The organism is Fictibacillus barbaricus, from assembly GCF_014635025.1.
Lineage (GTDB): Bacteria > Bacillota > Bacilli > Bacillales > Fictibacillaceae > Fictibacillus > Fictibacillus barbaricus.
Window position 1 is genome coordinate 74,772 of record NZ_BMCE01000004.1, and the last position, 15,900, is coordinate 90,671.

11 protein-coding genes are annotated in these 15,900 nt (G+C 37.2%); 1 reads left to right on the top strand and 10 read right to left on the bottom strand.

Annotation, left to right across the window (positions count from 1 at the left end):
- Positions 1-93 precede the first annotated feature (93 nt).
- From IEV52_RS19765 to IEV52_RS19785, 5 genes are all read right to left on the bottom strand, one after another.
- A complete protein-coding gene (locus IEV52_RS19765; RefSeq protein WP_188404309.1) occupies positions 94-1,500 on the bottom strand; it encodes a polysaccharide deacetylase family protein in 1,407 nt (468 codons plus the stop codon).
- A 366-nt stretch (positions 1,501-1,866) separates the two neighbouring features.
- Entirely contained in the window at positions 1,867-2,634 is a 768-nt protein-coding gene (locus tag IEV52_RS19770) for a pirin family protein (protein ID WP_188404310.1), read from the bottom strand.
- An 18-nt stretch (positions 2,635-2,652) separates the two neighbouring features.
- Positions 2,653-3,030, bottom strand: coding sequence for a DoxX family protein (locus IEV52_RS19775; protein ID WP_188404364.1), 378 nt, complete (start codon positions 3,028-3,030; stop codon positions 2,653-2,655).
- A 111-nt stretch (positions 3,031-3,141) separates the two neighbouring features.
- Complete coding sequence (locus IEV52_RS19780) at positions 3,142-4,212, bottom strand: nuclear transport factor 2 family protein (RefSeq protein WP_188404311.1); 1,071 nt, start codon at positions 4,210-4,212, stop codon at positions 3,142-3,144.
- 255 nt (positions 4,213-4,467) lie between these two features.
- Positions 4,468-4,866 (bottom strand): MarR family winged helix-turn-helix transcriptional regulator, encoded by a 399-nt coding sequence (locus tag IEV52_RS19785; protein ID WP_188404365.1) that lies wholly within the window; start codon positions 4,864-4,866, stop codon positions 4,468-4,470.
- A 534-nt stretch (positions 4,867-5,400) separates the two neighbouring features.
- Here IEV52_RS19785 and IEV52_RS19790 point away from each other — a divergent pair.
- Positions 5,401-9,723 (top strand): S8 family serine peptidase, encoded by a 4,323-nt coding sequence (locus IEV52_RS19790; protein ID WP_188404312.1) that lies wholly within the window; start codon positions 5,401-5,403, stop codon positions 9,721-9,723.
- 188 nt (positions 9,724-9,911) lie between these two features.
- Here IEV52_RS19790 and IEV52_RS19795 read toward each other — a convergent pair whose 3' ends face one another.
- The 5 genes from IEV52_RS19795 to IEV52_RS19815 all read right to left on the bottom strand — a co-directional run bounded on the left by IEV52_RS19795 (position 9,912) and on the right by IEV52_RS19815 (position 15,555).
- On the bottom strand, positions 9,912-11,801 hold the full coding sequence (locus IEV52_RS19795) for a serine hydrolase (RefSeq protein WP_188404313.1): 1,890 nt from the start codon (positions 11,799-11,801) through the stop codon (positions 9,912-9,914).
- Between the two features lie 348 nt (positions 11,802-12,149).
- Positions 12,150-12,851, bottom strand: coding sequence for an ABC transporter permease (locus IEV52_RS19800; RefSeq protein ID WP_188404314.1), 702 nt, complete (start codon positions 12,849-12,851; stop codon positions 12,150-12,152).
- A complete protein-coding gene (locus IEV52_RS19805) occupies positions 12,844-13,767 on the bottom strand; it encodes an ABC transporter ATP-binding protein (protein ID WP_188404315.1) in 924 nt (307 codons plus the stop codon). Before IEV52_RS19805 ends, IEV52_RS19800 begins: the two co-directional genes overlap by 8 nt.
- A 134-nt stretch (positions 13,768-13,901) precedes the next feature.
- Positions 13,902-14,858: a sensor histidine kinase gene (locus tag IEV52_RS19810; protein WP_188404316.1), complete on the bottom strand. Its 957-nt coding sequence runs from the start codon at positions 14,856-14,858 to the stop codon at positions 13,902-13,904.
- A 4-nt stretch (positions 14,859-14,862) separates the two neighbouring features.
- Positions 14,863-15,555, bottom strand: a complete 693-nt coding sequence (locus IEV52_RS19815; protein ID WP_188404317.1) for a response regulator transcription factor — start codon at positions 15,553-15,555, stop codon at positions 14,863-14,865.
- Positions 15,556-15,900 lie beyond the last annotated feature (345 nt).

The window sequence follows — 15,900 nt, forward strand, 5'->3', positions numbered from 1 at the left end:
TACAAATGATACATGAGGTAAATCATTGGTTAAAATTGGAATTTAATGTTTAAAGTAAAAGTACTTAACTAATGTTAAGTACTTTTTAAATAATCACTGATATGCTTTTGTGTTTAACAAAGTATCAAGTGTTACTACTTGAAAACCTTTTTTCTGGAGTCCCGTGATGATAGATGGAAGTGCTCTTAAAGTCTCCGCTTTATCTTCATCTGAATGAAAGAGGATTATATCCCCATTGCGAACATTCGTTAAAACATTCTGACTGATATTATGACTTTCTTTTTGAGACCAGTCTAGGGTATCTATCGACCAGAGTACGATCTTTAGACCTTGTTCCTGAGAAGTCGTGATGACATGTCTATTGGTCGCACCATAAGGCGGACGGAATAATGCAGGGCTTTTTCCTATAACCTCTTCGATTGCCACATTGGTCATCCTTAAATCATTTGTTATTTCACCCTTACCCTGTTTACTCAAATCGTTGTGATAGAAACTATGACTGAGGACCAGGTTTCCGGCTTGAAAGGCGGTCTTAACAACATCCTGGTTCTGGCGGACTTTTTCTCCGACAAAAAAGAAACTGCCTCTAACCTGGTACTTCTTTAGGATGTCGATAATTCCTGGAGTGATTTTTCTGTCCGGGCCATCATCAAATGTCAATGCTACCATTTTTTGATTCGGACCATTTAAAATAACCCTTCCCTCATAATCTCTTGCAAGCGTTTTCATCTGTTCCCGAGACTTTAACATATTAGCCCAGGCGGTTCCCGACAACTTTTTTGATGTACCTTTAATATCTAATATATACTTTTCCACTAACTTAGGCGGTACAGTTTTTTCTTGGTTCTCCACTTTGCGATAAATAGAGATGTGATCTACTTTCCCAGTACGTTCAGGAACGATAAACTTTAATTCGATACCATCTTGTAGTCTGTATCCATAGATCAATTCGTTGTTCACGTTTCTACTATATTCAGGTTTTCCTATTGAAGAAGTTATGTCTCCAAAGGTTAATGTTCCAAGCTCCTTGTTATAGGAACGAATATCAAAAATCTCCCCATCTCCGGAATAGCCAAATGTGATGGTTCTATTTGAATAATTTTCGTAAAAATATTCCTTGTAACGATCTGTTTTTGAGGGATCTCCCCATTTGTTATGGACCTCTTTAATATGGTCTGATAGCTTGAAATCACTATCAGGGACCATACCTTTTGAAGCAAGATCCAAGATTCGTCTTATTAATCTAATATTTTTATGATCTTTGTCTTTTTTTATTTCTTTCTCTTTTTCTTTTTCTTTCTCTTTTTCTTCAGATACTTTTGTCTCCTTGCTTAGGGGCACTATTTCTTCTACCTCTCGATTGCAAGCAGTTAACAAAACCGTTAGAAGTAATAAAAAGAAAAACCGGTTTGGACCTTTCATATTAAGTCCTTCTATACTTGTATTTTTAAAAAAAGAACGTATTCTTCCCATAGCACCAGGTAAAATGATTTTGTTCATGAAATGTTTTCCCCTTTATTAAAATAGCTCCTTTACTAAAGATGGTAATCTTAACGAACCGTGGCATCAATATCATATTTTCAATCATAATCATTATTTACATCTATTACCATGTGGTCCCTATACATAAAAAGAACCACCTCATGGGTGGTTTTTTAAGATATCATTCCTTACTAATAATGAAGGATCTGTTAATATTAAATGATTATCTAAATCACTTTTTCAAATCTTCTTTTATTTTACCCTGATAAAGATTTTGATTACTGATTTTAACAGTAAATGCACAGTAATAGGAGAAGGCGACTTGAGTAGAGTCACCTTCTCACCAAAACTAGGTATACTCCAGAAAATGTTAAATGCAAGCTCTTATTTTTGATAGAGAGGATACTCTACGACTGTTGGAACTTCAATAATTACAATTCGCATTCCATCTTTATTACTTTTAAATAAAATTTCAGAGTCCATATCCGCATCGACTACGATAAAATCTTTATGTGCCATTCTTGTTTCTTGATCATTTTTGACATCAACAAGTGAACCATCCCCACGGATCACCAATGCTGCGATGCTGTGGTGGGCTGGAAGGTTATAAAGGTACTTCTTGCCCGGCTCCTGGGTAATGTCAAACATCTTAACTTCAGTCACTAACGTTATTGGGGAGTTGTCGCCTATAACTGTCTTCACCCCATTGCCATTCTCTAATTTATAAGGAAAATCTTCATGTTCAAATTGATGATAAGTTGGTTTCATTCTTATGCTTTCTTTAAGGTTAGGCTCGAACCAGATTTGAAAGCCTTCAACATCTTTACCAAATGATTCCTCTTCATGCTCTATCCCAGTTCCTGTTTGCATGACCTGTGCGCCTCCAGGTCCGACGACACTTCTTGTGCCTAGTGTATCCTTGTGTGCTACGTTTCCATTAATCATATACGACATGATTTCAAAAGCCCTATGGGGATGCTGGGGGACAAGACCCCCAGTTTCTGAGAAACCCCATGCCCAATAAAACAATGGTCCTACTCGTTTCACAGCTGTTTCCTCATGAGGAAATGCTATCGGTTTCAGTTCTGTGATTTTCCCCCCGTCAAATTGTCCTCTTCCTTGTTGTTCTTCTGAAAAAATAGTAATTTTCATGTGTCTTCCTCCTAAAAGTTAAAGTGTATAAATTCCCGGTCCAATTAAAGCTAATCCTATAGCGATCGCAATCAAAATCAAATTGTACTCAAAGCCGTTTGCCTTCATCCAGCCGTTCTTACCATGAACCGTGATGATAGCCCCCAACATGATGATGACAATAAGTGCCGCACCGTAAGGTAGACCCCAGCCGAGTACAAACAATAAGCCTCCTACGATCTCTGCTAAACCAATCAGGAAGGCCATGAAGAGACCTGGTTTAACATTGATGGAATGAAGCCATCCGCCTGTGGCCTTCAATCCATATCCACCGAACCAACCAAACCATTTTTGTGTCCCATGCCCAATCAACGTCAATCCAACAATCACTCGGATAATCAATAATCCCCATGCCATACTCATTATAAATCCCTCCAATTTATTTAATATTTTATCTTTATTTTAAAAATCTTTAATTAAAGATATTATTTAAAAAAATATTATGCCTACACAATAAATTTACTCTAATTACTTAACAGGAGCTGTAAAGAATTTCTCGTACTCATATAAATCTAGCGGGATATCATTTACTTTACGAATTTTTCCGTCTTCGATCTCAAAGTGTAAAATGACTGGAGGTACAACTTTTGCCTCAGAATCCCATTTACGATCCATGCGGATATATTCTTGAACAAAGACTTCTGTAGAGCTTGCAGCCATTGATTCGATTTCTAGCTTATACTTCGTACCTGCTTTTTCCATCAGCTTCCCACGGAATTGCATGAACCCGTCCCAGCCTTTGTAAGTCCCTGCCATATCGCTTTTTCCAGGAATAAAGAACTCAAAATCTTTATGGATCATCTTTTTCATGCCTTCAAGATCTCCAGCCCAAAATTTGTTGTAGAAACTTTGAATCAATTGCTCATTCTTTTTAGAATAGGCTCCTTTAGTACTAGGGTTGCCTTGATACACTGAAGTTTTCTTACTATTAAGGGCTTTTAATGCAACTTTGGATTCTTTCACTGGTGGTGTCCAGTATTCATCATACGTATAAAGATCTTGTGGAATCGTCCATGCTTCTGAGACTTTCCCGTTCTTGATGTTGTACTTCATCATAAAATGTTGTTCAAACATTCGTTCTGGATCGTGTTTACGGTTGAACTTTACAATCTCTCTCGTAAAAGCGACATCTTCCCCTACCGCAAGTTGCGGAACTTCCATGCTAAATTTTCCACCATTGTAGGCCATGATGTTCGACATGAATTGTTGGAGTCCATCTACTCCCCAGTACTCCCCTGCATTTAGCCCTTTACCCGGTACATGCATGATAAAATCACTGGTGATGTGTTTTGAAATTGCTTCCATATCTCCACTTAGGAATGCTGCATAGAAATCTTGAATCAATTTTGCGTTTTGCTTAGTCACCTTTGATTGATTAGTGAACTGTACGGATTCGATTGAAAGAGTCTCCGTTGTTCTGTTGGCTTCCGCTAAAACAACGTCCTTTTCTTTTGGTAATACTTGTGACCCGATCCCAACCAATCCTGCTGCCATTGCAAGCGAAACTGTCATAGCTTTAATACGGTCTTCTTTTCTCATAATTATCTCCTCCAAATTTCTCTTAATAAAATATTTTTTTCTCTGGGTTTATTTGTTACCTCGTCTAGAAAGGGGAAACTTTACGGTTGGACCCTTGGGATACCACCGGCATCATATCATTCATTCCTTTAGTCAGATTCTATAATTAACTTAATTTTATATTTCTTAAATTTAAGATATTTATCAAAAATTTTTTGTTTTATTTTCTTACTTTATGATCTTAGTATCTTTAAATTAAGATTTCTCAAAAAGTTTTTACGAAATTTTTGATGCTTCAATTCCTAGTTTTTTCATCAGAGCAATTGCAATCATCTTTTCTTCATTTGTGAGTCCATGCATAGCATCATGGATTGCTTTAGCGTGATCGGGAAAAATTTTCTTAATAAGTTCCTTCCCATTTTCAGTAATATCCGCATATGTTACTCGGCGATCTTCCACAGAAGGCGTTCGCTTGAGGTATCCCTTTTTTTCTAGTTTATCGATGTTATACGTAATGCTGCCACTTGTAATTAATATCTTATTACCTATCTCTTGAAATGGCATCTTTCCCTTTTGATAGAGCAGCTCCAGAACGGCGAATTCGGTACCAGACATCTTATATTTCTTTATATCCTTTGCTGTACATTCCATTAATTCTTTATGGGCTCTGGACATGACCACGAACAATTTCAAAGACAAATCGTGATCATTAGGAAGGTTATTATCTGATGTCAATTTATTGCCCTCCTCCTTTCTAAAATATATTAATTATAACTTTAATTTTCAAATTTTTTTCTTATATAATTCCTCCTTTTATGTTGCCTCAGCAATCGAATAACTATAATTCATATAGATATTTACACTAGCTGATTCTAAAAATTATATCTTAAAATTAAATATCTTAAATTAAAGATAAATTACTTTTGTTTTTTTGTCAACGATTATTTTAAAACTTAGTGGATTATTTTGATTTCCTTATTTACTCTCACCATACGTCCCCCTTAGGCTTCAAATATTTAAGGAATGAACAGTTCATCTATATAGATTGTATCTATGATTGTAATAGAAAACCACATATTGTTAAATATTCGGAACAGTAATAATATTGTGTAGGTTTATATTCTCGCTGAGAAGGAGGTCAAAAGGTTTCACTATTTTTGAATTAACTAGTTAAATCACAAAAATTAAATAAGTGAGAGGAGTTTTAAGGTGAAGAAAAAAAGTAAAACAAGTCGCCAGTTCACTAATTATGCTTTAACAGGAATACTACTGACCAGCGTGATCTTCCCAAGTACAGCTGTTCCTCAAAAAATCTCTGCGATAGAGGGAAATTTATCAGGCAGGACATCAAAAATCATCATTGAAATGGATGATAATCCAATCATCAAGGCTGTTCCTGAACTCGAAAGCAGCATTCAATCTGCTGGAACAATACATAAATATAAGGAACATAAACAGGTCCTAAGAGAAAAGCAGCAAAAATTATTGAACAGTATAGAAGAAAACGGTATTCAACATAGCAAAGCTAAAGATCACACTCTTCTCTTTAACGGGATCTCTTTAGAAGTACCGTCTGATAAAGTCAACGAGCTTAAATCACTTCCAGGCGTCAAGGCAGTTCACACGGATCAAAAATTTCAAGCGAATCTTGCAGATAGTGTCCCATTGATTGGCGCTCCTGAAGTGTGGTCCCGAAAGGATCAAGCGCAGCAAAATATTACCGGAAAAGGTGTCACAATTGCGGTCATTGACTCTGGTGTCGACTATACTCATCCTGATCTTGGCGGAAAATTAGGACCAGGGAATAAAGTTGTTGGTGGATATGATTTCGTAAATAATGATACTGATCCGATGGATGATAATGGCCACGGTACTCATGTTGCTGGAATCGCTGTGGGTAAAGGAGGAGTTACTGGTGTTGCTCCAGATGCTAATATTACAGCCTACAAAGTTCTCGATGATTGGGGATATGGATATATGTCCGATATTCTTTCAGCAATCGAGGCTTCCGTTTCACCTGATAATCCTCATCGTGCTGACGTAGTTAACATGAGTCTCGGGGGATCTGGAGACGGTAATGATCCTATTTCCAAAGCCGCCCAAAACGCTGTAGATGCCGGAATCGTTGTAGTCGCTGCCGCAGGTAATAGCGGACCTTCACACGGAACAGTGAATGCCCCTGCTTTGGCAGAAGGTGTGCTTTCTGTAGGAGCAAGCACGAGTGGGGTTATAGTTCCTGCTGCTTCTATGGTCTCACCGGTAAAAATGGATCTGGACCCCTCCCACATCTTTTACTCCGCAAATCCACCTGGTACTCCATTTTCAGCTGAAGTAGTTGATGCTGGTGAGGGATGGCCGGATGTTTATGAGGGGCTCGATGTGAAAGGAAAGATTGTTCTTGTTCAAGGAGGTTTAGATCAGGGCATTGAAAAAGCAATGGCAGCCCAAGAAAAAGGGGCTGTTGCTGTTTTATTCTATGAACCAACACCATTGCTACCCCCGATCGGTCCTGGAGCGAACGATGCTGAGAGTCTTCTTCGTCAAGAAGAAAAGGAACATCAATTTAAGGCAGGTTATTTTGATGGTCGTTTAGAATCGTTACTAGCTATGGATATCGCTAGAGAAACCGCAGAAGAAGTGAAGGCACAGCTTGAGAAAGGGGCTGTACAAGTAAAAATAAGCGGGACTCCGATAACTGACACAGTGGCAAATTTCAGTTCAAGAGGGACAGTTGATTATAAGATTGGAACAGACCTTGTGGCACCTGGTGTTGAAATTAAGTCAACTACTCCTAAATGGCTGGATGAAGGTGGTTATTACAGACTCAGCGGGACGAGCATGGCAGCTCCTCACGCCGCTGGTGCAGCCGCGTTGCTTCGACAGCTGCATCCAACTTGGGACTCAACCGACATTACAAGTGCGTTATCCATAACAGCTAAACAGGTTCCTTCACACGATGTCATTGATCAGGCAGCAGGAAGACTTGATCTTGAAGCTGCAGCAAGAACAAATATTATTTCTTCAAAGAGTGGTTTATCTTTCGGATTGGCTGATTTAAAAGAAGAAATGATCAATGAGACATCAACCTTCACTTTAAGCAACAAAGGAAACAAAACCATTGATCTTGATTTATCTGTTAAGAAAGGTAAGCAAACACAGGCAAATGTATCGATTCGTCCGTCTTCTGTATCAATCAAGCCGGGTGAACATGTAGATATCACAGTTGATCTCGCACATGTTACCCCTTCAACTGATACAGATATAACAGGATGGATTGTAGGCCAAGCAGAAGGTGAACCGAATTTAAGCATTCCGTATCATTTGGCAGTTCGGCATTTCCAGGTTACTGTCACACCAGATCCGACCGAATCAGATACAGAGGCGTTTATTTACAGCCCTGTTGATCTAAGTGATGTTCCAAATATGAATGTTATAACACCAAAAGGCAAATCTATTAGTGTTACTCCAGTCGCAGATAAGAGCAGATGGTTTAGAGCTCCGATTGATGTAGAGGAAAAAGGAATTTACAAGGTGGTAGTAAGTTCAACTGTTAAAAATTCCTCCAGTGGAAAAGATGTTTTAATAAATGGAACAGCTAATTTTCAAGCCATCTCTTCTGAGAAAGGCGGAGAGTCTTGGAAGAAGGTGGGTCCTTTATCTAATGCTGGGTATATGAACTTGGATCCTAATAGTTCAAATAATATGATGGTTCTTGACTCAGATGCACCTTCCATTTTTCAAACAGATGATGGGGCAAAAACGTGGGAAGAAAACAGAAATATCCCTGTTGATAATGGTTTACCTGTTGAAATGGTTGCCGATCCAACAAATAAAAAGAAATTGTATGTAATCATAAAAGGAGAACCTAATATAGGAACGTATAAAGGAAAAATCCTAACTAGCGATAACAACGGAAAGAGTTGGGAATTGGTCCCATTCCCACTGGATGTTGAGTTACAAGACATCGAAATTAGCAAGGATGGTAAAACATTAATAACCGTTACACAAGATAATGAGAATTCTGATTACCGTGCGTACATCAGCTTTAATAAAGGGGAAAGTTGGGAATTAATCCAAGTTGGGAAGAACAACATTTCTAATGTACATCTAAAAGGAAATGATTTATATTTAGGCACGCTAGAAGGTCTCAGCGTCATTAGAGATCTTTATTCCAGCAAGATGGATGTTAAAAAGTTGTTTACCCCACCTAATTATTTTGTAAACAGTGTTGTAAGCGATGATCATGTAATCGTTGCTAAAGCACCTATAGACGGAATTTATTTGTCAAAAGATAACGGTCAAAACTGGGAAAAAGCAGATCTTCCATTCAGATACCCATCAAGAGTAGAAATTATAGAAGGAAACATTTATGTTGGGGCACATGATGCTACGGGTGTGTGGGTAAGTAAAGATCAAGGAGAGACTTGGAAAGTATGGAAAGGAGCGTTTAGTCAACCTGTTGATATACTGGACATAGCGAAAGATCCAAAATCTTCCTCTGTTTTTGTCTCCAATTTTGGAGCAGGTATCTATAAAACACAAGACCAAGGAGAATCGTATAAAAGAATCGGAATTCCAGGGGCCAATGTGTATGATCTGGAAATGATTTATGATAAGAATAATAAAAGCAAACTGCTGGCAGGGACTGCAGTAGGTACTTACAGTACCGGAATCCCAACAAACAAAGATATTAATCCTTCCATATTAGAATGGGGACAAGCTGAAGCTGAGGGTGGAGGGATTGGAGTAGGTATTCTTCATATTGCAACTTCTCCCATTAATAAGAACTTAGCCTTTAAGATACGTGAAATCGGTGGAGCTTTTGTTATCTCTAAAAGTACAGATGGAGGAATCACGTGGGAAGAGAAAACAGCTGGAGCGCAGCTGGCGAACTCCATGAGCATCCACCAGGCTGATCCAAATCAAGTTTTTGTATCTTATTCATATATGGTTTATTTGACCGGTAAATTACAAAATGGCTTGATGATTAGTACTGATGGTGGCGACACATGGAAAAAAGTTAAAACCTCAGAACGGTTTACTGTTTTGAAGGGTGATCCTAGTGATCCTAACCGTCTTTGGGCTGGTAGTCCTAATGGTTTATTTTTATCAACCGATAAAGGAATTACGTTTAAAAAGGTTCAAAACGTACCAGTAAATGCTATTGAAATCTCGGCTCAAAATCCAAAACAAATATTCATAGCTGGTAAAGAATTATATTATAGTACAGATGGGGCTAATACTATAAAAAAAGGAAGCTACGAAAGTTTGGGTATCTATGTAACTGATATTCAATCAACACCAAGTAACCCTAACGTTGTATATGCATCTACAGGTAAGTTTTATCAGGCTGGTTTATTACAAGGCGGCCATGGTGTAGTGAGAAGTACTGATGGCGGAAAAACATGGCACAATTTCTCAGTCGGACTAGATAATAAAGATACGACATCTCTGGTTCTGTCCCCTGACCAAGATTATTTGTTCGTCGGGACAGACGGTGGAAGTGTCCATCGTATTAAGATAAAGAATTAAAAAAATTCATTAAAAACACCTATTCCCCTATTCTTAGAATAGGGGAAACTTTTTGTTTATATGTCTGTATATGAGTACACCAAAATAGATTTTCGATATTAGATAGATTCGATCGAACACAGAAAAACCTTTATAATTCAAGGTTTTTTCTGTGTTTCTAGAATGTTATATGAAAATTATCATAACACTTAAAAGAATGTTCCAATTAAATTCCAGAAAATAAGATTTGGGATAAAGATCAATCCTACAATGTTAAGTACAGCATAAACAAATGATGACCCTCGACCGATCAATTTTTCTCTTCTTAGTGCATTGTGAAGGCGGATCAACCATACGTTCAAAAGGAATCCTGCAATAGGAAGTATTATAGCCAACCACAAGGATGGTGCGTCGCTACTGCCATAGTTCAGTTCCTGGAACCAAAGGATCAATAAAAAGTAAGCGGTATAAAGAAAATTCGAAAGCCATGATTTTTTTCGAAATTTAGTTACCAATGGGTTGATTGTCTGTTTTCTTAACTTGCGCACAATCCCGGTTATCGGATATAAGAACACCGATAAAAGAGGGATAAGGACAAGGATTAGGAAAACACTGAGCTTAAAGATAGCGTGGTTACTCCATGACACTTTTTCATAAGCCATCATCGTTAACGAGCTTAGTGTGAAATGAGTATCTCCATCTGGCGTTTTATAAAAATAGATGGTATCAGGTCCGTTTTCCTCTGCAAATAGGTTGGTTTCTTCCTCAAGAAAAATCATCTTCTTCCCTGACAGTGTAAGTTCTATCTTCCCATCATCAATCACATTTACTTTTGACATGGGTTGTTGCAAGAGAGCGATAAGTTTACCTTCTTGATGATGGACATAACGAGTAGAACGATAACCTCCTTCTATTTTATCTTCTAAATCGCTTTTCTTGGTCACCTTTGGACCAAGTTGATGTTCATAAGATTGAGGATAAAAGTCTTTGTGAAATTGGTTAAAGAAATCTGTAAATAATAGTCTCCCCTTGTCACTATTGGTAGAGATGAATATCCCTAACTTTTCGTCTGGGATCAGATAGAGATTTGCCCGAAACCCTTCTAATGTTCCACCATGCATGATGGGCTGGTGTTGGTCCCTCGGCATATCTTCAAAAAAGTTATAGGAGAACCCAGCAATTCTTGGATGGATCGTAAAATGACGTTTCTGCATAAACTTAGATGTTTCTTCGTTCATCAAAACATTTTTGTATTCACCAGACTGCAAGTGCGCCATCATATAATTTGCCATATCTGGTGCAGTAGAAAACGCGGAACCAGCCGGTCTTAAATTGATTTCTTTCGCTTGTTGTTCCACAAATTTACCATCTTTAGCTGCATAGCTTCTGACTGGATTCTTCGGAATAGTTAAAGTTGTGTTTTTCATGTGTAGAGGATCGAAAATATGCTTCTGCATGTATTCCTCATAAGATTGACCTGTAACGTCCTCAATAATTAAACCTAGTAAAGCATACCCATAGTTATTATAACTAGAATCCACACCTGGCTTTTCGATCATTTTAGGCAGGGATTTATGAACGTACTCTCTTAGAGAAATATCTTTTTCACCACTGACAAAGTAGTATAATGTCTCATCAAAACCCGCAGTATGTGTAAGGAGATGATGGACCGTAATGGTATTACCATCCTTTCCTTTTATTTCGATATCTTTTAAATATTTATTGATATCTTCGTTCACATCGACTTTGCCTTGCTCCACTAGTTGCATAATGGCAGTAGCGGTCATGGTTTTTGTAATGGAACCTATTCTAAATGGCATACTCTCTGGGTCTACAGGTGTTTTTTTCTCAACATCTGAATATCCATATCCTTTTGTGAACAGGATTTTACCGTCTTTAACAACAGAAATGGCCACTCCTGGAACGGGGTACTTCTTCATGTTCTTTTCAATTTTTTCATCGACATACTTTTCTAGCCGCTTCGAATCGTTGATATTAAGATTTTGTTGTTCATTGGCATGTGCAATTTCATGAGTTGACATAAAAAACATACCTACCAATAGTAATGGTCCTAATATTTTTTTCAATTTATTTATCAAGATAGCTCCCCCTGTGTTTAGATAAATTCAGTACTTTAAAGTTTTTAGGTGAATGGATAATAGCTTATTGAACTCTAAGATCAAAGAAGTAACTCACTATAAATATCATTGTAAGTTTTTATTTTTTCTTTTTTCTTACTCAATTCTTAATTATTTCTTAAGAAAATTCTTATTAAGCCCATTTATCGAATACGTTTATTGTTTGCATTTATGACATATTAAAACAACTACAATTCGAAGTGGCGAACTTTTTTCACCAATCTAAAATCCTGGAAATCCACATATAGGTCCGTTTGAAAACATTGCAAGAAAAGGACGACCGAGCTTACTCTCGGTCGTCTCATCTAATCACTTAATCAAGTCTACATTTTCAACGTTCTTAATGGAAATATACGCAATGACTAACCCCACTGCTGCAAGTATTACTGGTATAATAATAATTGAGTTTAGTGAAAAACCATTTATTTGACTTCCGAATACCGACACGATCAATAACGAGGTTATAATGGTTGCTGGTACTGAATACTTCCTCATGCCGATGTAAAGCGGGATTAAACTCATGCAGCTAGCTGCTATAGTATTCATAAAAACACTTAAAGAATGTTTTAAGAGAACAGATAATGTTAAATCATTTGGAACTACATGCAAGAAACTATTAAATACAAAATAGACAACGTTAATAAAAACGTTCGACAAAATGATATTGATAAACGTAAAGCCCATTACGATGAGGAGCTTAGCAAAAATTAGCTTCTTGCGGTTGATCGGATACATGAAGAGCACTGTGATAGACTTGGTTTTGAATTCATCTATTACAAAACGTGAAAGAAGTACGGAAGCAAACACAATAAAAGTCACTCTGGCTAATGTATCCATCATAGGCAATAATTCTGAATAACTTTGCGCCGGGGATTGGGTTTCTCCTTCAAATGTCTGCCCCCACGTCACCAAGCACATAAATGCTGCGATTATGAGGTAGATAATAAGAGCAGTTCGGAAATATCCTCTGATTTTAAACTTTTTCATTTCTAATCCGATTAATTTAAGCATGAATACCACCTCCGTTTAGTAAGGATAAGAAATAATCTTCTAAAGAACTACGTTTCGTTTGGATGGATTCAATGTTAACATCGTTTAAAACTAAGGCTTTCGTAATTTCACTCTGAGAGATTTGAGTATCATATATCCGAATGAATTGTTCGTCGATTACTTTGAAATTATTAATGCTTAAATGATGCTCCAAAACATAAGCAATTCTCTTGCAATCGTTTGACATCACTTCTATATATTCCATGTTTTGATCTGTAATTTCATCCATGGATACTTCCTTAATTAATTTTCCATGGTTAATTACGCCAATGGTATCGGCAATCAATTCGATTTCTCCAAGAATATGGCTGGATATGAATATGGTAATACCGAACTCTTTGCAGAGCATTTTAAATAAATCCCGAAGCTCTTTGATTCCAAGAGGGTCTAGTCCATTGATCGGCTCATCCAGGATGAGAAGTTCAGGTTTGGTTGATATGGCTCGTGCGATGCCTAATCGTTGTTTCATCCCGAGGGAAAAGTCCTTAACTGCTTTTCCCTCTATACCTTTTAAGTTGACTAGGTTCAAAGCTTCGTCAATAGCATTTTTGTCATGGTACCCCATATATTCACAATGGAGTTCCAGATTCTCTCTAGCTGTCAACTTATCATAAAAGATGGGATATTCAATGATCAATCCCATTCTTCCTAATACTTGGAAGGATGTGTTGGTCAGTTTTTCGCCAAATAGTTCGATCTCGCCTTGTGTTGGTTTCACAAGGTTCGAGATCATCTTCATGATCGTGGTTTTACCAGCTCCATTGGGACCTAAGAAACCATAAATTTCACCCTTTCTTATATTCAAGCTGACATTGGATACCAATTCTTTCCCTTGTATCGTTTTAGTTAGGTGATTCGTTCTCAAAATGTATGTCATAACTTGCCTTCTCCTATCGTATTTGATAGTTTTCATTTTAAACGGTGAAATTCTCATTTTTCTTAATCAAATCTTACATGTTCCTTAAGTTCAAAAAGCTTATAGAGATTAACACCCTCTATAAGCTTCTGAACTCAAGATATACCATGATCCTTTTTATAAATTACTTTTTTTAGTGTAAGAGAGAATACTGTCTTAACATGGGGTTTACTATCTATACTAATCGTTCCACCTAGTTTCTCTACTAGTCTTTTCGTTATCGTCAGGCCGAGTCCGCTGCCCTGATATGATTTATTTCTTGAATCTTCAAGGGTATAGATCCTTTCAAACACCCGGTTCTTATGCAATTCGCTGATTCCTTTTCCTCGGTCATAAACATCAATATAGATCTTTTTGTGATCACTTTTCACAGAAAGTCCAAGTACTTTTCCGTCCCCACCGTGCTGTATGGCATTTGAAAGTAAGTTCGTTAAAATCCGGTCAAGAGCTTCCTCGTTTGCCCACGCATAAATAGGTTCTTCCGGAATGTCAATATTCACTTCAAATCCTTTACCGTTTAAAATATCGTAGAATTCCAACATGTTTTTTCGGCATACTTCATTTATCTGAACTCTGCTGAGCGGAATATCTTTATCACCCGATTCCAGCTTCGCCAAGTCAAAAAACTTATTAATAAGCTCTAATACCTCGTTTGTTTTATTATTTACTTTCGAAAGTAGTAACATTCTTTCTTCTCTCTTCATGTCTGGCTCTAGATTTATTATCTCGATATACCCAAGGATTACAGTTAATGGTGTTTTTAAATCGTGTGATATATTTGAAAGCATCTTCTTTATTGAATCTTCCATCTTATTGTAATCTGCCATCATTTTTTGGTTTCGATTGAGTAACCGGTTAATTTCGTTTAGGATGGTTATCAGCTCTTTGTCACCCGTCATCAACAACAGCTTTTCCATCGTATTTTCTGTTACGATTTTGCCTAATTTCTCATGTAATTGTTGAAGGTGTCTGCTACGAGTTTGATTCCGTTTGTTTTGAAGATAAATGATAATTAATAAAATCCCTACTATCAAGAGCAAGGCGATATTCATATGATCATCCCTCCCATTTGTAACCAATCCCCCACAATGTCTTTATATATCGGGGGTTAGAAGGATCATCCTCTATTTTTTCCCTCAATCTACGAATATGAACATTAATCACGTTCTCGTCTCCGTAATATTCGTTATTCCAAATGAAGTTATAAATTTGGGCTTTTGTATACACCCTGTTTGGGTGACTAACAAACAGCTTCAAGATATCAAACTCTTTAGAAGTTAGATTGATCTCTATATCGTTTTTGCTCAGTGAAAAGTTAGCCAAATCAATTTTCAGTTTACCGATTACGAGGGGGTGTTCGACTTTCTGTTCAGGTGTCGAATATTTAGTCGCTCGTCTGATAGCGGCTTTAACTCTAGCTGAAAGCTCAATGACTGAGAAGGGTTTCGCGATGTAATCATCTGCTCCGAACCCCAACCCCAATGCTTTATCTACATCACTGTCCTTAGCTGACATGATCAGTATAGGCACCGAGCTTCTTTCTCTTATGAACTTGATCACATCCATACCGTCTAGTTTAGGCATCATGATGTCTACGATTACAATATCAAATGAATCCGTATTAAACGCAGTAAGTCCTTCTTCACCATTAAACGCAGTGGTTACAATAAAACCGTCCTTTGTTAAGCTACTCTGAACCATTTCACTTATCGAGATATCATCTTCAATTAATAATATTTTATGTGGCATAATTTCCTCACACTCAATAATGTATTTTTTGTTTCTCGAAATAGATAATGTTATGCAGTATAGGTAACATCAGTATCCCTTAACCGGTGGTTAAAGAAAAAACAGTCCCTTTGTAGGGAACTGTCTTTATGGGGTGGCCGGTCTTTAGTTGCTATCCCTTTGATGGACCAAACTCATAATATAGATTTGCACATAGTTTAAAAAACATTCCCATAAGTTGGCGAACATTCGCCTTATATATGTTAAGGTGGAATATTACTGCTTTTTACATCACCTACAAGTTCATAGTAACCTATTGAGATAATAGTTCAATATAGCTTTTTTTATCATAATAATAGATTATTT

Coding starts and splice junctions, on each gene's coding strand:
- IEV52_RS19770 (WP_188404310.1), bottom strand. CDS start 2,634: ATGAAAATTACTATTTTTTCAGAAGAACAACAAGGAAGAGGACAATTT.
- IEV52_RS19805 (WP_188404315.1), bottom strand. CDS start 13,767: ATGACATACATTTTGAGAACGAATCACCTAACTAAAACGATACAAGGG.
- IEV52_RS19800 (WP_188404314.1), bottom strand. CDS start 12,851: ATGCTTAAATTAATCGGATTAGAAATGAAAAAGTTTAAAATCAGAGGA.
- IEV52_RS19780 (WP_188404311.1), bottom strand. CDS start 4,212: ATGAGAAAAGAAGACCGTATTAAAGCTATGACAGTTTCGCTTGCAATG.
- IEV52_RS19815 (WP_188404317.1), bottom strand. CDS start 15,555: ATGCCACATAAAATATTATTAATTGAAGATGATATCTCGATAAGTGAA.
- IEV52_RS19765 (WP_188404309.1), bottom strand. CDS start 1,500: ATGAACAAAATCATTTTACCTGGTGCTATGGGAAGAATACGTTCTTTT.
- IEV52_RS19775 (WP_188404364.1), bottom strand. CDS start 3,030: ATGGCATGGGGATTATTGATTATCCGAGTGATTGTTGGATTGACGTTG.
- IEV52_RS19785 (WP_188404365.1), bottom strand. CDS start 4,866: ATGTCCAGAGCCCATAAAGAATTAATGGAATGTACAGCAAAGGATATA.
- IEV52_RS19810 (WP_188404316.1), bottom strand. CDS start 14,858: ATGAATATCGCCTTGCTCTTGATAGTAGGGATTTTATTAATTATCATT.